The 23,651-nt window shown below is 34.7% G+C and carries 17 protein-coding genes; 3 read left to right on the top strand and 14 right to left on the bottom strand.

Annotated elements, in window-relative coordinates; genetic code table 11:
- Positions 1-116: 116 nt before the first annotated feature.
- Both PMI10_RS09595 and uvrC read right to left on the bottom strand, forming a co-directional pair.
- Positions 117-2,426: a patatin-like phospholipase family protein gene (locus tag PMI10_RS09595; protein WP_007807144.1), complete on the bottom strand. Its 2,310-nt coding sequence runs from the start codon at positions 2,424-2,426 to the stop codon at positions 117-119.
- A gap of 86 nt (positions 2,427-2,512) precedes the next feature.
- Entirely contained in the window at positions 2,513-4,303 is a 1,791-nt protein-coding gene (gene uvrC / locus PMI10_RS09600; RefSeq protein WP_007807146.1) for an excinuclease ABC subunit UvrC, read from the bottom strand.
- A gap of 310 nt (positions 4,304-4,613) precedes the next feature.
- Between uvrC and PMI10_RS09605 the strand changes: the two genes are divergently transcribed.
- Entirely contained in the window at positions 4,614-5,600 is a 987-nt protein-coding gene (locus PMI10_RS09605; protein WP_007807148.1) for a succinylglutamate desuccinylase/aspartoacylase family protein, read from the top strand.
- Complete coding sequence (locus PMI10_RS09610) at positions 5,587-6,156, top strand: 5-formyltetrahydrofolate cyclo-ligase (protein ID WP_007807150.1); 570 nt, start codon at positions 5,587-5,589, stop codon at positions 6,154-6,156. Before PMI10_RS09605 ends, PMI10_RS09610 begins: the two co-directional genes overlap by 14 nt.
- Positions 6,157-6,399: 243 nt before the next feature.
- On the opposite strand, the gene PMI10_RS09615 is transcribed toward PMI10_RS09610, so the two are convergent.
- The 3 genes from PMI10_RS09615 to PMI10_RS09625 form a co-directional block, all read right to left on the bottom strand.
- Positions 6,400-6,807 (bottom strand): hypothetical protein, encoded by a 408-nt coding sequence (locus tag PMI10_RS09615; RefSeq protein ID WP_007807152.1) that lies wholly within the window; start codon positions 6,805-6,807, stop codon positions 6,400-6,402.
- A 108-nt stretch (positions 6,808-6,915) separates the two neighbouring features.
- Positions 6,916-7,935, bottom strand: coding sequence for a phenylalanine--tRNA ligase subunit alpha (gene pheS, locus PMI10_RS09620; protein ID WP_007807154.1), 1,020 nt, complete (start codon positions 7,933-7,935; stop codon positions 6,916-6,918).
- A gap of 131 nt (positions 7,936-8,066) precedes the next feature.
- Complete coding sequence (locus PMI10_RS09625) at positions 8,067-8,423, bottom strand: hypothetical protein (protein WP_007807156.1); 357 nt, start codon at positions 8,421-8,423, stop codon at positions 8,067-8,069.
- A gap of 141 nt (positions 8,424-8,564) precedes the next feature.
- On the opposite strand from PMI10_RS09625, the gene PMI10_RS09630 reads away from it, so the two are divergent.
- Positions 8,565-9,104: a CvpA family protein gene (locus PMI10_RS09630; protein WP_007807158.1), complete on the top strand. Its 540-nt coding sequence runs from the start codon at positions 8,565-8,567 to the stop codon at positions 9,102-9,104.
- Between the two features lie 135 nt (positions 9,105-9,239).
- Here PMI10_RS09630 and PMI10_RS09635 read toward each other — a convergent pair whose 3' ends face one another.
- From PMI10_RS09635 to PMI10_RS09675, 9 genes are all read right to left on the bottom strand, one after another.
- Entirely contained in the window at positions 9,240-9,605 is a 366-nt protein-coding gene (locus tag PMI10_RS09635; RefSeq protein WP_007807162.1) for a hypothetical protein, read from the bottom strand.
- Between the two features lie 3 nt (positions 9,606-9,608).
- Positions 9,609-10,070, bottom strand: a complete 462-nt coding sequence (locus tag PMI10_RS09640; protein WP_007807164.1) for a Panacea domain-containing protein — start codon at positions 10,068-10,070, stop codon at positions 9,609-9,611.
- A gap of 132 nt (positions 10,071-10,202) precedes the next feature.
- Positions 10,203-12,611: a glycoside hydrolase family 95 protein gene (locus PMI10_RS09645; RefSeq protein ID WP_007807167.1), complete on the bottom strand. Its 2,409-nt coding sequence runs from the start codon at positions 12,609-12,611 to the stop codon at positions 10,203-10,205.
- A 224-nt stretch (positions 12,612-12,835) separates the two neighbouring features.
- Positions 12,836-14,335 (bottom strand): family 43 glycosylhydrolase, encoded by a 1,500-nt coding sequence (locus PMI10_RS09650; protein ID WP_035631651.1) that lies wholly within the window; start codon positions 14,333-14,335, stop codon positions 12,836-12,838.
- 33 nt (positions 14,336-14,368) lie between these two features.
- A complete protein-coding gene (locus PMI10_RS09655) occupies positions 14,369-16,318 on the bottom strand; it encodes a sialate O-acetylesterase (RefSeq protein ID WP_007807170.1) in 1,950 nt (649 codons plus the stop codon).
- 179 nt (positions 16,319-16,497) lie between these two features.
- Positions 16,498-17,754, bottom strand: coding sequence for a glycoside hydrolase family 5 protein (locus PMI10_RS09660; RefSeq protein ID WP_007807172.1), 1,257 nt, complete (start codon positions 17,752-17,754; stop codon positions 16,498-16,500).
- A gap of 317 nt (positions 17,755-18,071) precedes the next feature.
- Positions 18,072-19,574 carry a cellulase family glycosylhydrolase gene (locus PMI10_RS09665; protein ID WP_007807175.1) on the bottom strand — a complete coding sequence of 501 codons (1,503 nt, stop codon included), beginning with the start codon at positions 19,572-19,574 and terminating at the stop codon, positions 18,072-18,074.
- 83 nt (positions 19,575-19,657) lie between these two features.
- Positions 19,658-21,892 (bottom strand): glycoside hydrolase family 3 C-terminal domain-containing protein, encoded by a 2,235-nt coding sequence (locus PMI10_RS09670; protein WP_007807177.1) that lies wholly within the window; start codon positions 21,890-21,892, stop codon positions 19,658-19,660.
- A 111-nt stretch (positions 21,893-22,003) separates the two neighbouring features.
- On the bottom strand, positions 22,004-23,596 hold the full coding sequence (locus PMI10_RS09675) for a GH39 family glycosyl hydrolase (protein ID WP_007807180.1): 1,593 nt from the start codon (positions 23,594-23,596) through the stop codon (positions 22,004-22,006).
- Positions 23,597-23,651 lie beyond the last annotated feature (55 nt).

Here is a 23,651-nt window from a genome sequence, read left to right on the forward strand (position 1 = left end):
ATTCGATAGCTTACTCAGGATTTCTCTTGATGAGGAATTGAAGATATTCTAATAAACCTGTCCATTTTGTTTTCATTACAACAAATATCGTAATTTTTATTGAGTTAAATTACAAATTAAAACAAAAATCCGATACTAAACCATGTATACCCTTTTGGGTTTTCCGGCGACCATGAATATTTTACTTCTATAGGACCAATAATAGTTTCTAAGCCATAACCTACGGCATAACCGGAATATTTAGGCATTTGTATCCAATCGACTGTGCTAAAAATATCATTACCAAGATTAGCATAATTAGCCGAAAAGTTAACATGGTTTTTTCTAAGGATTTCATAATCCAAAACAACACCGGATTTAATGTAACTGTTACCCGCAATACTTAAAAAATCATAGCCGTAAAAATAATCGAAGTTGTTTATTTTATTATAACCGTAACCTCCTAAAACGTAATTAAAAAAGTTTATGCTTTTATTTCCGATTGTCGCCCCTGCCTGAGATTCGAATTTAAATGTTGCTTTTTTAAAGAATGTTCTAACAAAACCAATTTCGGCTTTCATGGTCGTAAATGGCTCAAAAGTATTAGTATAATCGGAAGAAGTCAGATAACTTTTAATATCTGATGAAAAAAACACTCCTGAATTAGGAAAGTTTTTACTATCGTAAGAATCATATTTCAGATACCCAAAAAGACTTAAGTAATCGCTTTTATCGATAACAGGGTCTATATTGGCAAGAGTTGGTGATTTTATTTTTAAATATTCATAATCTATACCACCGCCCATTAAAAACTTCTGAACAAATATGGTCTGAAAATAAACCTGATTCGAAATATCCATAAAGTCAACGTTGATTAAGTTGATATTTGGATCTTGTGATGGCGTACTGCTAATATTCTCAGAAATAGCATCAGAAATATTTCGATTGAACTGATTTAATCTGGAACGAAAACCAAAACTGATATTAAATCCGTTTTCTACATAATAATTTAAATCATATCTGAAATTATCTCCTAAAATAATATCCAATGATGTATTATCATTTTTTAGGAATGTTTTTTTATGTGTAAGATTTATCAAAACAGCACTTTTATAAAGTCCGTCATAATGCAAACCCAGTTTTAAATACGTTTGTGTCGGGTTTTCTTTTAATACTAAATCAAGATCATCTTTACCTTCGTTGGGCTGTAAACAATAAGATATGGCGCTAAAGTTCTGAGTAGCATTTATATTGTTTATTCCTGTTTTCAGATCATCATATGTAATGGTGCTTTCGGGTTTAAAACGAAGCTTACCGTTGATATATTCTTTTGTGAAATTTTCTAATTTTTCATTGTTTATATTTTTAATATAAAGTGTGTCAGAACCAATTTTTAATTTTGGCTTTTTATAAAAATTATCTTCGTCAGTAAGTGCCTTTATTTTTTCGTAAACCCCAAACGCAGCATCTTCACCTCTACGAATGATTTCTGCTCCTTTGTCAAATGAAATTACTCCATAGTTGCTAATATCCGGTTTTATGTAAACATTGGTGTCTTTTACTTTTTTCTTCATTTTTTCGATAGACTGAAGATTCGTTATCTGAACTAATATCCGGGTAGCATTTTTAAGATTTTTACGATCGAGCAAATCATCCTGTACATCGACCCCAATGATAATATCAGCTCCTAAATCACGGACTTCTTTTATTGGATAATTATTAACTACGCCGCCATCTACAAGTAATTTACCATCAACTTCAACTGGTGAAAATAAGGATGGAAAAGCAGCACTGGCAATCATGGCCTGCGCCAAATTACCTTTGTTAAGCAAAACCTCTTCTCCTGTTTCAATGTTGGTACCAATACATAAAAAGGGTGTTGGAAGCTGATTAAAATCCCTGACATGTCTCACATTACGCGTAAGGCTGCTCAATAAATTATAATTATACATTCCTTTTGAGAGTGCCTCGGGAATTCCGATCCTGAAATTACTGAAAGGCAGAACCAAAGCATACAACTCATCATTTTTTTTGCCGTAAAAATTCTTGGAGGCCCTTGGAATATAATCGTTTATTAATTCATCAAAATTGGTTCTTGTGAATATCGAATCGATTTGAGAAGCATTGTAACCTGAAGCATAAAGTCCGCCAACTACAGCTCCCATGCTGGTTCCTCCAATATAATCTATTTTTATTCCTGCCTGTTCAATTACCTTTAAAACACCAATATGTGCAAATCCTTTTGCTCCCCCACCGCTTAAAACCAATCCTATTTTTGGTCTTTTTATAATACTGTCCTGGGTTACTTTTTTTTCATTTTCCTGTGAAAAAGAGTTTTGTGAATTAAAAAACAGAAGCATAAAAAGAACCAACTGCATGCCCCGGATGGAAATGGAAAACTGCGAGAGACAAAACGATATTTTTTCCTGCGAAAAAAGAGCGACCATAGAAGCTCCTTTTTTTGGAGTAGAAAAAAATCGTTTTGACCGAGTATTTGAAATGGACAGCTGGATTAGGCACATAAAAATAAAAACTAATTTGTTTTGTAAAAGTCGACAATTTTTTTGGCTTTTGATATGCCTACCACATCAGAAATCTCTTTTTCTGAAGCCAACTTTAATCTTTTAACACTTTTGAAATGTTGTATTAACGTGAGCATTGTTTTTTCGCCAATTCCGGGAATGCTTTCTACAGATGAATTAAGGGCTGCTTTGCTTCGTTTATCACGATGAAAAGTGATTCCGAATCGGTGAGCTTCGTTTCGTAATTGCTGAATCACTTTTAACGTTTCTGATTTTTTATCCAGATACAACGGAATCGAATCACCGGGATAAAACAGCTCTTCGAGACGTTTTGCAATTCCGATAATAGCAATTTTACCACGCAATCCTAATTCATCGATACTTTTCAGGGCGGCTGATAGTTGTCCTTTTCCTCCATCTATAATAATCAATTGGGGTAATGGCTCATTTTCATCCAGTAACCTTTTATAACGTCTGTAAACAATTTCAGTCATCGAAGCAAAATCATCAGGGCCTTCAACAGTTTTCACATTAAAATGACGATAATCCTTTTTGCTTGCCTTACCATCCTTAAAAACCACGCAGGCCGCCACAGGATTGGTTCCTTGTATGTTTGAATTATCAAAACATTCGATGTGACGTGGCTCGACAGGCAATCGCAGGTCTTTTTGCATTTGTGCCATAATACGGTTAGTATGACGGTCCGGATCTACAATCTGCAATTGTTTCAGTTGCTCAATGCGATAGAATTTTGCATTTCTAATCGATAAATCCAAAATTTGCTTCTTGTCTCCTAATTGCGGAACTGTAACTTTGATATTTTCACCCAGATCAATCTCAAACGGAACAATAATTTCTTTTGATAACAGCTTAAAACGTTCCCTTAGTTCAACAATCGCCAGTTCAAGCAACTCTTGATCAGTTTCGTCCAGTTTTTTCTTAATTTCTAAAGTATGTGAACGTATTATTGATCCGTGCGAAATTTGCAAAAAGTTTACATAAGCGGCACTTTCATCGGAGACAATCGAAAACACATCTATATTAGTAATCTTTGGATTTACGATGGTTGATCTTGATTGATAATTTTCAAGAACTTCTATTTTTTCTTTTATTTTTTGGGCCTCTTCAAAACGTAAATTCTGTGCATATTGTGTCATTAACCGCTTAAAGTCTTTCATGCTTTCTTTGAAATTCCCTTTCAGGATTTCACGAATGGCATCAACCTGTCTTTGGTAATCTTCTAATGGTTCCAAACCTTCACAAGGTCCCTTGCAATTACCAATATGATATTCTAAACAAACCTTGAATTTACCCAAATTAATATTTGATTCACTCAAATCATAGTTACATGTTCTCAGCGGATATAATTCTTTAATCAGATCCAAAATAGTATGTACCGTTTTGAAACTGGTATACGGACCAAAATATTCAGAACCGTCTTTCACCATTCTTCTGGTTGAAAATATTCTGGAGAAAGGTTCTTTTTTGATACAAATCCAGGGATAACTTTTATCATCGCGAAGCAGCACATTATAACGTGGCTGCAATGTTTTGATTAAATTATTCTCTAATAAAAGCGCATCGGTTTCGGTAGGAACGACAATGTGTTTGATAGTAATAATTTTCTTTACCAATACATTCGTTTTTGCCGTATCATGAATTTTATTAAAGTATGAGGATACTCTTTTCTTTAAATTTTTGGCTTTCCCAACATATAAAATCTTTCCGTCTTTATCGTAATACTGATATACCCCGGGATTGTCGGGTAAAGTTTGGATTTGAAGTTCGAGTGGAGTTTGCATAAGACAAATTTAAACTTTTGAGTTTAAATTATATAATTCTTTTGAGTTTCTTCGAAAAAAAAGAGTCTCTTTTCAGTCGGAAAAAGACTCTTTTTAAAAATGTATTTTTATTTGATCGTAAGGTATTTTGTTTGTAATAAACGGGTTCTTTCATCAAAAGGGAAATCTACATATTAGGCATCGCCTTTTTTAACAGAAACATTTAAGCGGCCTCTGCCAATTTCCCTTTCATCAACATTAAAAGCTTTAAGTGTTAAATTCAAAGATTTACATTTAAAATATAATTTCTATATTTAGCTTTTATTTTTACATGAAAAACAGTATCCCCTTAGTTATTTTTGGCGAATCGATTTTGCCGGGAGAACACAAAACCATAAACGTTGAAATTGCGAGGCTGCATACCACAACAAAGCTTAATATTCCGGTTATTGTCCGCCGATCAAAATTTGAAGGACCGATAGTTTTATTCTCTGCCGGAATTCACGGAGACGAAATTAACGGTGTCGAAATTGTCCGTCAGCTGATAAGCAAAAAGATTAATCGCCCAACGATCGGAACCATTATTTGCATTCCGGTTATTAACATGTACGGTTTTGTAAATAAGTCTCGTGAGTTTCCCGACGGACGTGATTTAAATCGTGTTTTCCCGGGAAGTAAAAAAGGTTCGCTGGCAAGTCGTTTTGCTTATAATATTGTAGAACATATTTTGCCCATTATAGATTATGCAGTCGATTTTCATGCTGGCGGTGCAAGCCGATTCAATGCCCCGCAGATCAGAATCACGGAACACAATCCGGAATTAAAAATTTTGGCAGATGTTTTTAATGCGCCATTCACTTTATATTCCAAAAATATCAACGGTTCTTTTAGAAATACTTCGGAAAAAGCCAATGTAAAAATGCTGCTTTTTGAAGGCGGAAAATCATTAGACATAAACAACGAAATTGCAAATGTTGGAGTAAAAGGTGTAAAACGCCTGCTTCATTATTTGAATATGCTTGATCCAAAACAAATTGTAGAGCGAGATGACAATCCTTCTATTTATATCAAAAATTCGGTTTGGCTTCGGGCAAAATGTTCCGGTTTATTGCATGATTTTAATTTGATTGGAAGATTTGTAACCAAAGGCACCATTTTGGCAATCATTACAGATCCGTTTGGTAAATTTGAACAAAAAGTAAAAGCACCACACGACGGATTTATTATCAACGCCAATCATTCTCCGATTGTATACGAAGGTGATGCCATCTATCATATGTCTAAAACCAGTACAGAAAACGAAAATGCCGACGAGTAAAAAAGAATTACGATTACATTATAAAAATCTTCGTAAAGAACTGAGCTCTGATCTTATAGAAGAAAAAAGTCTCGCTATAGCCAATAATTTGCTTAAACTATCTATTTGGAATAAAACATATTACCATGTTTTTCTTCCTATTGAAGAGCAGAAGGAAGTAAATACCGAATTTATCCTGCACCTTCTCTCCGGAAAAGATAAAGAAATTGTAGTTTCTAAAAGTGATTTTGAAACCCGAATAATGAATCATTTTTTATTGACAGACAATACCAAAATCAAGAAAAACGAATACAATATCCCGGAACCTTTAAACGGATTATCAGTTCCTTCTGAAACTATTGAGGTCGTTTTTGTGCCGCTTTTGGCTTTTGATATTTTTGGAAATCGTATTGGCTATGGAAAAGGTTTTTATGATAAATTTTTAGCAGAATGCAAACCGGAAACAATCAAAATTGGCCTGTCCTTTTTTGAAGCTGTAAACCAAATTGATGACGTTTTTGAATCGGATGTAAAACTTGATTATTGTGTGACACCTGAGAAGATTTATACTTTTTAAAAATCTCTTCTTTGTCTTGTTTTATTGTCAGTTTTGTGAGAACTTGAAATTAACTACATGACGTCACTTCGAGTGTTTTTTGGCTATAAGATTGGTATTGAAAAAACAAGTTTTATTAGCCAAAAATGTATCGGGAAAACTTGGTTTCATAAAAGTTCTCGATACATTTTCTGTTTCGTTTCTCTACTCAAAAAACACTCGAACTGACGACTTTAACAATTACACAACCAGTAAATTTTTAAACTATTTTACCATAATTCCTTCTACAAAAAGAATCGGCACTTCTTCGGTATTATTTTCGTTGATCAAATTTGATCTAAAGATAAATTTCTTGTCGTATAAAGTATTTCCGATGAAGAAAGTTACCATAAATTCGTTATTCAAAACCAAAAGACTTTTTTCGATCATTTCGATTTTTACTACTGAAACAGCAGGAACCTCAACAAATGCATGACGCAAAACGGAAGTTTTTTTCATTTCTCCATCTATGGTTCCAAATGCTTTTGAAACAACCATAACACTGTCTAAATTAAAATCGCTGTCATTTACGAGATAAGCATACCATACTTTTTCCATAAAATCGTCACTCCATTCCTGAACGGCTGCTAAAAATACGTTTTCTACTTCGGGGATTGTTATATCTGCTTTCATTTTTATTAAACTTTAAAACCTTTGTCAAAGTCTGAACTTCAACAAAGGTTTATTATATTATGAGATAAATCAATATTCAGAAATTAATCTAAAATCTAAAATTGTAACTTATATATTAGCTTTGAATTGTTCTAAGAAACGAACATCGTTTTCATAAAACATACGGATATCACCAATTTGATACAACAACATTGCGATACGCTCTACTCCCATTCCGAAAGCAAAACCGTTGTATTCATCAGGATTGATATCACAGTTTTTAAGCACATTTGGATCTACCATTCCGCAACCTCCAATTTCTAACCAGCCGGTTCCTTTTGTGATACGGTAATCTGTTTCGGTTTTTAGGCCCCAGTAAATATCAATTTCGGCACTTGGTTCCGTAAAAGGAAAATAGGACGGACGTAAACGGATTTTAGATTTTCCGAACATTTCTTTAGTAAAATAAAGCAGTGTTTGCTTTAAATCTGCAAACGAAACGTCTTTGTCAATGTACAATCCTTCCACCTGATGGAAAATACAGTGTGAACGTGACGAAATAGCTTCATTACGAAAAACACGTCCCGGAGAAATGGTACGGATCGGCGGTTTATGATTTTCCATATAACGCACCTGAACAGATGATGTATGCGTACGCAATAACACATCAGGATTCGTCTGAATGAAAAATGTATCCTGCATATCACGTGCCGGATGATATTCCGGCAGGTTTAAGGCAGTAAAATTATGCCAGTCGTCTTCGATTTCCGGACCTTCGGAAACATTAAAGCCAATATTGGCAAAAATATCTATAATTTGATTTTTAACAATCGAAATAGGATGACGGGAACCAATAATTACAGGTTCCGGCGCACGTGTTAAATCTCCAAATAAACTTTTAACTTCTTCTTTACTTTCCAGCTCTTCCTGAATAATTCTTACTTTTTCTTCAGCAACAGCTTTTAAAGTATTTATTACTTGTCCAAAGTCTTTTTTCTGATCGTTTGGAATATTTTTAAACTCTGTAAAAAGCTCTTTTAACAACCCTTTACTACCTAAATATTTAACACGGAATTGCTCTAAAGATTCTTTATTTTTCTCATTAAAGGCTTTAGCTTCCTCTATATGCTGTTTTATCTTGTCTATCATTTTCCTTCCATAATTGAGGGAACAAATTTAAGCAAAAAAGTAAGACTTTAGATGTGAGATAAGAGAAGTATTTAGAAACTTCTGTTATATTTTCAATCTCAAATCTAAAATCTTTACTCTAAAATCTAAATTTATTCAATAAGTTCTCTTTCTACAAAATAATTTACAATTGCTTCTTTCATCAAAACAGATTGTTCACCTGCTTTTAAAGGCGGTAATTCTTCTTTTACTTTGTAATGCGGCCAGCCTTCATCATCAAAATATTCAAATTCATAAAACCCGTAAGGCTCTAATAATCGGCAAATAGCAATATGCATTAAGTTCAGTTTTTCATCTTTTTTGAATTCACGGTGTACTTTCCCAAGTTCCTGAACTCCAATAAGGTAAATTATGGCATCCAAATCCAGGTCTTCTCCTTGTGAAAACTGATTGGATAATATATCGACGAGCTTTTCCCAGCGCTCTTTAAGTTGTGTATCTCTGGACATTTCTAATAATTGTGAATTATGAATTATGAATTATAAATTCAAAAACCATAAAATTTAGCTTACAAAGATACGGAGTTCAAATTTGAGAACATATCCCTGATAATTCTTTTATATTTGCGCCTCAATAAAACAACAGAAAATATGAGTTTTTTAGATATAATTTTGGGTGCACTTTTAGCTTTTAGTCTATACAAAGGTGTTAAAAATGGTCTTTTTGTAGAAATAGCTTCTTTTGTCTCGTTATTATTGGGAATTTATTTAGCCATAAAATTCTCATCGTTCATGAAAGAAATCATCATGAAACATGTTTCCTGGAATCCTAATACGATTCAGGTAGTGGCTTTTATTTTGGTATTTATTCTAGTGGTTATTGGTGTTTATTTTTTAGCAAAAATCTTAACCGGAATTGCGGATTTTGCATTTTTAGGCTGGGTTAATAAATTAGGCGGCGGATTTTTCAGGGTTCTGAAAACGATCCTGATTTTAAGTATAGTGATTGCTCTTTTTGAAAAAATAAATTTCAACAATATTTTTGCCAAAAAAGAAACCTTGGACAAATCTATATTTTACAATCCGATTAAGAAAGTAGCTGCTTTTGTTTATCCTTCGATTGAAAAAGGATATGAAAGTTTAAAAAAAGCAAGTGCTGAAAAACCAGTTAAACCTTCTGAAAAAGAATAACTTATAAATACCATGTCATCCTGAGCGGAGTCGAAGGCTTTTAGTCCGAAAGGCTTCTCCTGGAGTTTATCTTGAGGAACCGAAAGGACTCGGCCTGACATTTTCTGAATTACACAATAGATTAGTTCTTACTGTTTATTCCGCTTTATTGATTGGTTGCGGAAATAAGTTTTTCAGAATAATAAGCATCATCCCTATCACATTTACTGATGAAGTTGTCAATAATGTAATTAATACATTTTCTGAAAGATTCAGATGCAATACATTGTCATTGAAATATAAAATCGAGATGACTGCTGCCAGCCAAAGAAAAATGATAAAAGAAAAAATATACGTAAGGTATCTTCTTAGTTTTGTATCTTCTAAGAACCTGCCAATTTTAGCGCTCCCCAACCTGTCTTCAAGGATTTGATTTTGCGCACGGGCATTCGAAATATCCTGGGGTGTTATTGACGCATTATTTTCAATAGAAATACGACTTAGATTGAGGGCTGCCGACATCTTTTAAGAAATTGGTTTTAATTTAGTTTTATAATGCTCATAAATATCATCGTCAGAAATAACCGCATTGGAATCCTTGCGATACACTTTATTCCAGGGAGTGCCTTCAATATGTGTTAAAGCACTTAAATATATACCATCAAACCTTCCGTAAAGTTCCCATATTCTGTCTAAAAACTTTTCATCTTCACTTTTAATTTTTTCATTCTTAGTAGTATTTGGAATCTTTTCAGTAATTTTTTCTTTCTTGTATTGCTTTATACTGTAATACAAAGAAGGAAAAACAGGACCAAAATCCCAGGCAATCGGATTTTCATCGATTAGTCTTTCTTTTTTATCTGTCAGGGCTAAATACCAGCCGTAAGCAATATAAGTTAGTTTAATTATTTTCATAGGGGTAAGATCTCCGGTTTTGGAGTATTTCTCTATGAAATAATTAGCTACTGTTGTTGGATTGTAAGCCATAATTATAAGTATTATTCTTCAAAGTTAAATAAAATTAGATTGCTTTACAATTATGAACCCTATTGTTTTGCTAATGAGTTGGTTTATAAAAAAACAGAGGTATTAATTTTCATAATACCTCTGTTTTTATTTTTACCAGTTTATTTCTTTTTTCTCTCCTTTTTTCAAAGTGATTTCGCGTTTTGTATCGCCGTAAACCAAAATTGTTTTTCCTCCTTTTTTAGAAGACACGACAACTTTATTCAGCGTTTTATTATTCCATTCCATTGCGATTTCAAACCCGCCTCTGGCGCAGATTCCTTTTACGGATCCGCTTTCCCATGCGTCGGGTAAAGCCGGGAGTAATCTGATTTCGTTTTCGTCAGATTGTACTAACATTTCTGCTACTGCTGCGGCTCCTCCAAAGTTTCCATCAATTTGAAATGGCGGATGCGCATCAAATAAGTTAGGATAGGTTCCTCCGCCTCTTCTTGGCTTCTCCGTTTTCTTTCCGTCCGGATCAACGTACTGAAGCAATTCTCTAAACATTTTATAAGCATGGTTTCCGTCCCAAAGTCTTGCCCAAAGATTAATACGCCAGCCTTTTGACCAGCCTGTTGTCTGATCTCCTTTTATTTCCAAAGTTTTTCTGGAAGCTTCGGCCAAATCAGGGGTTTTTAATGGTGTGATATGATTGCCGGGAAAAAGTCCGAATAATTGTGATTGATGACGGTGTTTTGGATCTTTATCTTCCCAATCGTGATACCACTCTTGCAAATTGCCTTTTTTACCAATTTGATAGGGATGCAATTTCGAAAGTGCTGTTTCTAATTTTGCTCTGAAATCAGCATCAATATTTAGAACTTTTGATGCTTTTATCGTCTTATCAAAACATTCCCTAATCATCGCCAAATCTGCTGTTCCTCCATACATTGTTGCGCCGACAAAACCATCGGGAGCTATGTATTGATTTTCAGGTGAAGTTGATGGCGATGTAATTAAATTTCCGTTTTTATCAGTTACCATCCAACCCAAACAAAATTCGGCTGCCCCTTTCATCAACGGATAACCTTCTTTTTTTAAGTATTCTTTATCCTGTGTAAAAACATAATGTTCCCAAATGTGTGTACTCAGCCAGGCACCAGCCATTGGCCAGCATGCCCACATAGGTTCTTCTTTACCAAATTGCCCTACCGGATTGGTCATCGCCCAAATATCTGAATTATGTCCTGCCGCCCAGCCTTTATCAACTCCATAAAAAGTCTTTGCCGTTATTTTTCCGGTAATTGAAAGATTTTTTATAAAACTCAAAAGAGGCAAATGCATTTCAGAGAGATTAGTATTTTCTGCCAGCCAGTAATTTTCTTCCAGATTAATGTTCATTGTATAATTACTGCTCCATGGCGGATTCAAATACGGATTCCAAATACCTTGCAAATTAGCAGGAACACCCAGAGTTCTTGAACTGCTAATAAGCAAATAGCGGCCATATTGGAAATACAGAATTTCTAAGTTTTTATCTTCATTTCCGTCAGCGTAACGCAATAAGCGTTCATCTGTTGGCAGATTTGAAGCTGTTGTTTTTCCTAAATCCAAACTGACACGATTATAAAATTTCTGATAATCGGTAATGTGAGATTGCTTTAATTTATCGAATGATTTTGCAAATGCCTTGTTCATATTTTGCAATGCAATTGCTACATCGTCTAAACCTTCAGTTGCGGGATTTTTGTCAAAACCATTAAAGCTTGTTGCAACAGAAACATAAATAATTGCTTCTGTCGCATCTTTTAAGGTTAAAGATTCTCTGGAATTTGTAATTTTCCCGTCCGTTTTTTTAATTTGGATTAAAGTGGTAAATCTTGTTCCTCTTTCTTTTATATCCAAATATTTTGGTAAAACAGCATATCCGGCATTTTCATGAATTGGTGCTGAACCTGTCATTACCAAAATGTTATTCCTCACTTCAACATTTGATTTCAGTAAACTCTTTAAATTAATATCAAAATTTAAAGCTCCTTTTTGATCACTTGTCAATTTGATTATCATAATTTGATCTGGAGCTGAGACAAAATATTCACGAGTATATTTTATGCCGGCCATTTCGTAACTCACTTTTGATACCGCATTCGAAATATCCAGTTCCCGATGATAATTTACTGCTTTCCCTTTTTCAGAATTATTTATTTCTAATGTCCCTAAAGGCGCAAAAGATTCGGAGTTTTTACCCTGTATTTTTTTATTTAATTCTTCAGCCAGTTTGTAATTTTCGTTTTTGAGTGCTTCACGAACCGCCGGAATGTTTTTGTATGCTTCAGGATTCATATTGGCATTTACGGGTTCCCCTGACCAAAGTGTGGCATCGTTCAGATAGATTTTATCTGAATTAACGCCTCCAAAAACGGTTGCGCCTAACTTGCCATTTCCCAGAACCAAACTTTCTTCAAAAAATTCTGCCGGTTTATCATACCAAAGAATATGATTGGATTGGGCTGTGATTTTTCCGAAAAAGAGGACAAAGGTGAAAAATACAAGTAGTTTATAAAATGAATTTGACTGCATGATTTGATGTTTTTGTTATTTATTTTGGTTCTCCCATAAACTGTGTGTTTACCGCATGAGGGATTACTTCACTATACCTTAATTTTCATAGGAGTTCAGTGAACTTCGTTTGAAACCAGCTACCAAAGTAGCGTGGATAGCCCGACCGTATTTACAAAAGGCACGCAATAAGCAGTTTGTTAAATAGCGCCTTTTGTAAATGCGGTCACGCCCAAAGATATTATTTATTTTGGACTATAAACAAAATTCCTGAACGTCACAGAGCCTTCTCCAACAGCAGAAAGACCAAGCTTTAAACTCATAAAACCACCCAATACATTATGATTGAATGATGATACTTCTGCAGAATTTTCAATTTTTAACCAATCTTTCCCGTCAATGCTGTAAAACATATTAACGATTTGCTCTTTCTTTTCTAAACGAAGAAATAAATGCCTTTTATTTACTCCTTTTTGAGTTGGAAACTGCCACGTTCTGAGTATGGCAGAAATATTTTCTTTATCAGCCGCAATTCCCGTATAAATTTTTTCGTCATAAAACAGGATAAGCCCTGCAGATACATTGCCTTCAATTTCTACTTCAACTTCAGCAGAATACGAATGATCGGAAGCACTGCACAATAATGGAGAACTTTCACCGATATTATTGCCTTTCCCTTTAATTTTTAATCCATTTTTAGAAAATTGAATCCTGTCTGCATCATATTGATTATAAAACTGCCATTGAGGCTGAAGCTCCATAGCTGAAAAAGTATCAGAAATACTAAAATTACTTTTAACAACCTGACCTGCAGGTTTCTTGAGTACATCTTCTGTTTTAGTACCTGATTTTATTTTAAACCAGCCATCAGCTGCCCATTCTACAGGTTGTAAAAGTGTCTGACGTCCCATATTGTAATAACCATTTTCATAACCATGAAAAACCATCCACCAATTTCCTTTAGTATCATCAATCACAGTCGCGTGACCTTTTGACCACCATTTTTCAGAACTGTCATTTGTTCTGATAATGGGATTATAAGGTGAATTTTCCCATGGCCCCAAAGGCGACTTTGATCTTGCAGATACTACCATGTGGCTTGTTGCTGGCCCCGCGGTACCTCCTTCGGCAACTGTCAGATAATAATAATCTTTATATTTTAAAACTTTTGGTCCTTCCATACAAAAACATTCAATCGACCATTCATTTGGTATTTTCCAACCATCATAACTATGCTTTATATCGCCAACCACAGCTAAACCATCTTTAGACAATGGCACATAACCTCCATTGCTAAAATAAAGGAATCGATTTCCTTTATCATCAACAAAATGTCCGGGGTCAATATTACCAACCTTTAAGTCTATAGGATCACTCCATGGGCCATTTATGGCATCTGCCCATACTACATAATTAGTTTCATTAGCAGGGAAATAGATATAAAATTTGTTGTTGTATTTAACTAAATCCGGAGCCCATACAGAACCTACGCTTTTTTTTAATGCATGAGTTACAGGTTTCCAGTTAACTAAATCTTTAGAAGTCCAAATTAGTAAACCAGGATAATAATTGAATGAAGAATGCACAATATAATAATCCTCACCATCTCTAATTATCGATGGATCAGGATAATCGCCTGCAAATATTGGATTTTTATAAGATCCGTTCTTTTGCTGGCTGTTTTGTTGCTGTGCATTGATAACAAGCGACATTGAAATTATAAATATTCGAATTATATTTTTCATAATTAATTCATCTGGAATTTTACTAATTGTATATTATTTACTGATATTATATTTTTCTGATGCTGTAATCAGTTCCCAATTATCAGTTCTGAAAGGAGATGCCGGGAATTTTTCTTTATTATACAAATTGATTTCAGTATCGTCATCTGCCCAGCCATAATGAACGGCAACGGGATTTGGAACCTCAGCACTGGAAACTATTATTTTATTATTTTTTATGATCGCTTTCGCGGAATGGAAAACTTTGTCTGCTCCTGCGATTTCGAATCCTTTTACGTTTTCTGAATTATCAGAGGCTGCTAATCCTGCTCCTATATTGTTAAAAGTCAGGATGATTTCGTTTCCTTTTACTTCCTGAGACTTAAAAGTTGGTCCGCTATACACTCTTTTTTTACCATAAACATTATTTAAAGCAATAGCTGCCAAACGCAAACCAACATCTTGTTTGTTTGTCGGGTGAATATCTTTTGCATTCCCGATATCGGTCGTTACTGCCATTCCGGTGTTTGGTAATTTTAAGGTTTGGGTTTGTGCTTCGCGAAGTTCTGCCCAACGGCTGCCAACTTTACTGTTTCCGTTAAATTCATTAAAAGTTGATAATTGTACAAAATAGAAAGGAAAATTACCCTGGTTCCATTTGGTTCTCCAATCAGTAATCATCAAAGGGAATGCTTTTTTGTATTGATTAGCCCTGGTCACATTAGCTTCTCCCTGATACCATAAAACTCCTTCGAACGCATAAGGAACCAGCGGATTTACCATGGCGTTGTACAATAATGACGGATAACTATTAGGTGAAACTGAAACCTTTACTTGTACGACATTAAATTTCCATAACCCATCAAGTGCGACAGCTGAATCTTTAAAATCTATTTTCAAATCGGCAGGGTCTCCGTAAATACCGCCGCCGCCGGAATAATCCGTAATTTTAACCGCAATTACATTTGCTCCTTCTTTTAAAACACCAGCAGGAATTTTATAAACTCTTTTTGCTTCCCAAATAGTATTGGTTCCTACTTGTACTCCGTTAACATATGTCTGATCTTCATCATCGACTTTAGACAAATATAAAACGGCTTCTTTTTTGGCTTGCTCTGCTGATAAAACAACGGTTTTTCGCATCCACACTATACCATCAATATTTCCAATTTGTTGATTTTCCCAAAGAGAGGGTACTTTTATTTCTGGCCAGTTGGCATCTTTAAAATCAAATTCTTTAAATTGATTTTCGTTGGCCATAGTAACTTCAAAACCTTGTATTTTTTGTATGTTCCCTAAAAGTGATTTTTTGTACGTTTCAAAAATGGCATCCATATTTACCGAAGGTACATTGGCAATCATGTCTTTGAATTCGTCATTTTTCTCGAATGCTTCACGGCTTGTCCAGGTTTCTACACAGGTTCCGCCCCAAGAGGTATTGATAATTCCGATTGGGATTTTTAATTCGGCATATAATTTTTTAGCGAAATAATAACCAACTGCAGTAAAATTCCCAACGGTTTCTTTACTGCTTGCTTCCCATTTTCCTGCTTTTAAATCATCTTTTGGAGTACCACTTAAATCCTGAGCTACTCCAAAATGACGAATCATTGGATAATTAGAATCGTTTATTTCTGCTTGAGAATTCATTGTTTTATAAACCTGGAACTCCATGTTTGATTGTCCGCTGCAAATCCAGACTTCCCCAACCAGGACATCTTTTATGACAATTTTATTTTTCCCTGTAATGGATAACTCAAAAGGCCCACCTGCTTTTTCAGCATTTAAACTTACCATCCATTTACCGTTTTTATCGGCGGTGACAGTTTTAATTTGCTTATTAAATTGAATTTCTACTTTTTCGCCGGCATCAGCCCAGCCCCAAACCGGAATTGATTTATTTTGCTGCAAAACCATTCCGTCAGAAAACAATAAAGGCATTCGGACATTGGCATTTGCCAAAAAAGAAAAAAATACAATGAAAATTAATATTTGTTTTTTCATTTTAAAAATTGTTATGAATAGCAAAATATCATACAATTAAAGAAGATTAATTGTATTGATATATTTTTGCCTGATTAAATTTATTATAAAAAAATAGGACTTTCTTACTTTCAGCAAGATTACAAATCTATATTAAAATCGACTTAACGAATTGACTTTATCCAATTTTTTAGTCTCTGTTAGTTCAAACCACTTATCAAAGCTGTAAGGGCCTGAGTATCAAAAACGGTGTTATTGCTTCTGTTGAAAATTCCAAAACCATTATTAGTCATACTACCTTCATCCCAGTAAAAAGGCACCAACCCATTAGCTTTAGCCTGTTGTACTACATATTTTAAATAATAAGCACGTGATGCTAAATGTTTAGTCAGATTATCTCCTGTTAATGAAGAACGTCTCAGTGCACCAAATTCTCCTAAAATCACAGGAATTCCTTTGTCTACAAACTTAGTTTTCATCAATTTAAAATCTGCTGTTACTGCAGCTTCTTCACCCCACGTAGCATTTCTTCCGGTATCTGTTGTCGATTTAAATCCATTTCCCCAATAATAAAACATTTTGCCCCAACTTTCATCCTGAGTCAAACCGGCAAATTGCCAAGGTGCGTAATAATGTACTTCTACCATCATACGTCCTGTTAATTTATCAGTAGGTAAAGAGTTCATCAATTGGTTTGTTTTAGTAATATCAGTCCCCGGTCCTTGAATTATTAATGTTCTGTAGGCATTTTTACCTCCTGTTGAGCGAACTGCATCAATAAATGTCTGGTGATACGATTTAAGTACAGCCATTTGTTCTGCATTGTCAACATTAGGCTCATTGGCACTTGCAAAAAGTAGTAGTCCGTTAAAATCTCTAAGGCTCGTAGCTATTTGCTCCCAAAATGCTTTTTGTTTTTCATTGTTTTCAGCTTGTTTTGCTACTGTAACATTGTTTTCCAGCCATCCGCCGTCCCAATGAACATTTACAATACAATACATTCCGTTATCATTGCAATATTTTACTACTTCTTTAACTCTGCTAAGCCAGTCTGCTTTTATTTGTGCAGTAGTAGAATTAGCCAAATATTGGTTCCATGAACATGGAATACGTACAGCATTAAAGCCTTTAGCTTTTACTAAGTCTATTAATGCTTTAGTAACTTTTGGGTTTCCCCAGGCGGTTTCACCTCCGGTAGCTTCCAAAGTGTTACCAATATTCCAGCCTATTTTAATTTTGGACGCAATAGTTTTTGCATCACTTCCCATGCCTGCGGGATCAGCCGGCAATGGATTTGTATTATAGTTAGGTAATTTTGAAGTAGATACATGTACCTCTGCACTACTTTGTGCTACAGTTTTTTCTTCAGTCAATGTATCATTGCTGCAGGATAAGTTTCCTAATAACACCAAACACAGCACAGCTGTAATTTGATAAGTCATAAGTGTTTTTTTCATAATTGTGGTTTTTGTGGTTAAATGTTAATAAAGTATGATCTTAAAATAATTAATCTTTTATAGTCAGAAAAAAGCTTAACTCCAACTGAATATAGTATTCTGTATTCTATTAAAATAACAAAAGTTCGTCCCAAAATCAGTAAAAGTCATTATTTCAAATCTAAAAGAAAAAGAAATAATGACTTAAAAACTTCTGGTATTTTGAAAAAAAAATTACCTAAAATTGAGATAAAATGGGATCTGCAGTTAATTTATTGATTACTCTTTGTATCGAAATTTCAATGTATAAAACTAACTGCAGGCCACATAAATTCTTTTTATTTCAAACCATCCTGTAATCCGGTCAATGCTTGTGAATCAAAAACAGTATTATTGCTTCTGTCAAATAAAGACATCGTATTTACTCCTAAATTTCCTGCATCCCAGTAAAAAGGAACTAAACCATTTGCTTTTGATTGTTTTACGACAAATGTGTAAAAATCCGCTCTTGATTTTAAATGCAATGCCAATGCATCACCTGTTAAATTCGAACGTCTGATTGCACCAAACTCTCCTAAAATTACCGGAATTCCTTTGTCTACAAACTGTGTTTTCATTGATAAAAAAAGTTTGCTTAAATCAGTCTCTTCTCCCGAAGTTGCATTGTGTGCAGTATCGGTAGTTGAATGATTCCCTGCTCCCCAATAGTAAAACGCTTTACCCCAGTCAGCATCTTCAGTCATCAGGGTAAATTGATAAGGATAAAAGTGAACCTCAACCATCATACGGTTTGCGATATTATCTGTAGGAAGCGTAGTCATCAATGTATTGGTTTTAGCGATATCTGTAGATGGCCCCTGTATGATTAAATTACGATATGCATTTTTACCGCCTGTAGAACGAACAGCATCGATAAAAGTTTGGTGATATGATGTTAAAACTGCCATTTGAGTTGCGTCAGCCACATCAGGTTCATTGGCACTTGCAAAAAGTAAATGCTCATCAAATCCACGTAAATGTGTCGCAATTTGTTGCCAAAATGCTTTTTGTTTTGCATTGGTTTCTACTTTCTTGGCTTCAGTAATATTTTTTTCCAGCCATCCGCCGTCCCAGTGAATGTTTACGATTACATACATATCGTTATCCACACAATACTGCACAACTTCTTTTACTCTGTCTAACCATTCAGTTTTGATTTTTGCAGTTGAAGAATTCTCTACATATTGATTCCATGAGCATGGGATTCTAATTGCATTAAAACCATTTGCTTTAACCATATCAATCAATGCTTTTGTAATCTTTGGATTTCCCCAGGCTGTTTCACCACCTGTTGCTTCCATAGTGTTACCAATATTCCATCCTAATTTCATTTTTGCTGCCAATTGTACTGAAGTACTGCCCATACCTGAGGCATCGGCGGCAAGAGGGCTTGTATTATAATCAGGAAACCCCGTAGATCCTGCAATTCCAATCTGAGAAACTGTGATTTGAACAGATTTCGCTTCATTTGAGCTTAAAGTGATAACTGCAGTTCTTGATTGAGTAGTTGTGTTTTGTAATGCAGTAACTTTAACGACTGTTGTGCCCGAAGTTCCTGCTGCCTGACTAATTTTTACCCAACTTGCGTCAGAGCTATTCATCAACCATGCTGTCACTCCTGTTGTAACGGTAACGTCAACATTACTTTCGACGCTCTGAAAATCAATTTTATTTGTACTTACAGATAATTCTTTTATTGTTAGGTTTTGCGGTGTCTCTTTGTCTGCACTACAGGCAAAAACTCCTATAAAAGCGACACATAGGGCCGCACTAACAAGATAATTTTTTATTCTTTTTTTCATTTTTTATAGTTTTAATTATTTATATTAACCTAGTGGTTTTCAGCTAGTCTCATTTTTTTAATTATTATAAAGCAACAATTTTATTACTTAATTGTTACAATAATTTCTTTTTTGATGTCTCTGGAAGAATTTCCTAATTTCAAGGTATATTTTCCTGGTTCAACTGTCCATTTTTTTGAAGCTACATCATAGTAGGCTAATTCTTTAACCGGAACTTTAATTGTTATTGTATTTGAGCCTCCTGCTTTTACGTCTGTTTTTTGGAAACCTTTTAATTCCTGTGCAGCACGTGTAATTTTCGAATCAGATTTAGATGCATACAATTGTACTACTTCTTTACCATCAACTTTTCCTGTGTTTTTAACGTCAACAGAAACAGTAATTGTTTCCGTTACTGCATAGGAAGTTTTGTCAGTTTTTGCATTATCGAAAGCAAAAGTGGTATATGATAATCCGAATCCAAAAGGATATAACGGTGCAATTTTTTTAGTATCAAACCAACGGTATCCTATCAAAATTCCTTCAGCATAATTAACCTCTTTTCCACCAGGGAAACTGTTTGTTGCGTGTGCAGGCGAGTCCATAAGATTTTTAGGCATTGTCCAAGGCAATTTTCCTGATGGATTTACTTTTCCTAATAATACATCAGCCAAAGCATTTCCGCCTTCAGAGCCATTAAACCAGCTCCAGACTAAAGCTGAAGTTTTTTTGCTTACTTCATTAATATCAAAAGGAGCTCCGGCAATCATAACCACAATGGTTTTAGGATTAACGGCTAATACTTTTTTGATTAATTCTTCTTGTCCGAATGGTAAGTGTAAATCTCTGCGATCTGAAGCTTCGGTTTCGTAATCACGATTTGAACCCGCAAAAATGATAGCTACATCAGAATTTTTGGCTGCTTCTACCGCTTCCTGTAATTTAGCAGGATCTAATTGATCGATTGTTACCGGACCACTTGAAGTAATATTACCTAAATTTCCTTTATTTTTTTCTTCGTAACGCTCTAAGTATCCTTCTGCATAATTAATTTTGATTGATGATGGCAATCTGTTTTTCAAACCTTCCAAAGGTGTAATTTCTCTTTTGGTTTTTACACCGGCACCAAATCCCGCTAAAGCATTTTTCTTGGTTGCATTATTCCCAATTACGGCAATTGATTTAACACCATCCAGTTTTAAAGGCAATGCATTGTTATCATTTTTAAGTAAAACCACAGCTTCGGATGCGATTTTATACGCATCCTGATAATGTGCTTCGGTTGCAATACTTCCTTTAGCACGTTCTCCTCCGCCCATCGCTTTTACCTGAAACAAAACACGCAAAATACGTTTTACATGCAGATCAATTTCTGCTTCTGAAACTTCTCCGGATTTTACAGCTGCAATAAGTTTATCAGCAAGGAAAAATTCGTTGAAAGGTTTTGGGGTTCCCATTTCAATATCCAAACCATTTTTTAAAGTTTTTGCTGTAGAATGTACCGCTGCCCAATCTGAAACTACTACGCCTTTAAATCCCCATTCGTCACGAAGGATTTTATTCAGCATATAATCATTTTCACATAAATATTCACCTCTAAACTTATTGTAAGCACCCATAATACTGTATGCTTTTGCTTCTTTTACAGACGCTTCAAATGCAGGAAGGTAAATTTCACGAAGTGTACGTTCATCAATTTGTACATCGACAAAATCACGATTGGTTTCCTGATTGTTTGCTGCATAATGTTTCACGCAAGCCATAACATCTTTTTCCTGTAAACCAACAATTAAAGGCACGGCAATTTTTTTATTCAAAAACGGATCTTCAGACATATATTCATACGTTCTTCCCCCAAGTGGACTCCTTACCATATTAATTGCAGGCGAAAGCAGCATGTCTTTATCTCTGGCACGCAATTCTTCTCCTAAACTGTTACCGAATGTATGCGCCATTTCAGCATTCCAGGTTGCAGCCAAACCGCCTCCTGCAGGGTAATAAGTTGCAAAATCATTAGTTAAACCGGCCGGTGCCCAGTTATCACGAGAAATTTCTTCACGGACTCCTAACGGTCCATCAGCCATTTTTAATTCCGGAATACCTAAACGTTTTACACCGCCGTTACTAAACATGCTGTTACCGTGAAGCATGCCTATTTTTTCCTCAAGTGTCATTTGAGAAATTAACTTATCAATTTCTGTGTCAAATTCTGACCCTATTTCTTTGCCTGCATATTCTTTTTGAGCAGAATCAGAGTCTGAACTTTGTGCGTAATTTTTACAAGAAGTAAAAGCCACGAAAGCCATAGCTGCAGACAGGCATAAAATTTTGTTTTTCATAGATAGTTCCCTTTTTTTAGATTTAAAAATTTTCATCCTCACTAAAAATCTTTAAATCGTGGTGTTTAATTTGTTCGTGGTTTTTGTTTTTGGTTTTTGTTTATTTTTAAATTATTGTTTTATCAGATTTAGCATGATAACATCATTCTCATTTATTTTGAAATCTCTGCTAAAAGTTCCTTTAGAATCAATAGTTATTTTTTCTGCAGCAATTGGAGCTCCGTTATTTTTTGCTTTTATTGAATTTACCTGCTCACGTGTTAACTGGCCTGGCTTATTTAAAGACAAATAATCAGCATACGCATCATTCGATTTATATCCAACTTTGTATATTTCTAAAATGTATTTCCCCTTCTGTAATCCGCCGATTTCAATTTTTACTTTTCCCTTTTCTTTTGATGGCAGATCCTGGATATAATAGGTCTGGTTCCATACTTTATCACCAGGATGCGTATTGGTAAAATCCCAGAATAAAAGCTCCATATCTCCTTTTGAATTTTTACTTGCCCAGGAAGATTTATCTGTATTTTGAAGTTCTGTTTCACCCAATTTATTCATCAAATAATAAGAGAAATAAGCCGGTTTTTTAATTCCTTGTGTGTTCATTAATCCGAATCCTCCGTGAAAAGGGGTGAATCTTGGACCTGCTTCTTCAAAAATATCGGTAAAAACCCAATACGACATTGAGTTCGCAGCGTTGCCAACTTGTTTCAGTTTTTGAAGAATATATGCTGCTGAATGATAACTGTCATGGATTGGATCTGAAGGTGTATAGGAAGAACTCCATTCTGTATAATGCAATTCCAGATTTGGTTTGACAGAATTTGCAATCTGCTTTCGCGAATTAATAACATCACCACTGATACTATTCTCGTCTGGACTAAGCACTGTTCCAGAAATTCCGAACTCGTCTAAATATCCTTGGTTAACACCATAAGTGTGTGTTGAAATAAAATCTAACGGAACATTCTTTTTGGCGCAAAATTCAATTGTTTCAGGAACCCAGCCAGCACCGGCTGTTGCAGGTCCGCCCACTTTAAAATCTTTATTTACAGCTTTTATGCCACGCGCAGTATATTCGTATAATTTAAAATATTCATCCTGAGTACCGGTCCAGAAACCCGGAGTCAGATTAGGTTCATTCCAAACCTCGAAATACCATGTTTTTACTTCTTCAGCTCCGTAACGCTCAGAAAAATGAGCAGTTAAGTTGCGAATTAAGTCTTCCCATTTTTTATAATCTTTTGGAGGGGTTACATTTCCTTTCCACCAAAAAATAGTTTGGGGACCGCTTGCCAATGCTGAAGGCATAAAGCCTAATTCAACAAAAGGTTTCATCTTGATACTTACAATAAAGTCATACAAAGCATCTATGTATTGATAATTGTATTCAGGATTTCCATCTTTATCTTCACGGTAAACTGCCATATCATCAGATAATAAACCGTGCATTCTGATGTATTTAAAATCACACTCTTTTTTTGTGATTGCGAGCTGTTGCTGCCAATCAGCTCTTAAACCTTCGTTAGCTCTCCCTGCTCCAACACATTCTTTGAACATGGTATTAAGCTTTCCGGCAGTTTTATTATAATCTACTTTTATGATTCTATTTGCTGATACGTTTTCAGAAATAACATTTTGTCCAAACAATTTGACATTGATTAGAAGTATTAAAATAAAAAATGTTCCTAAATTTCTTTTCATTGGATGTTTTTAGAATTAAATCAAAGTGAAACAAAGCAGAGACACATACTACTGC

The organism is Flavobacterium sp. CF136 (genome assembly GCF_000282055.1).
Lineage (GTDB): Bacteria > Bacteroidota > Bacteroidia > Flavobacteriales > Flavobacteriaceae > Flavobacterium.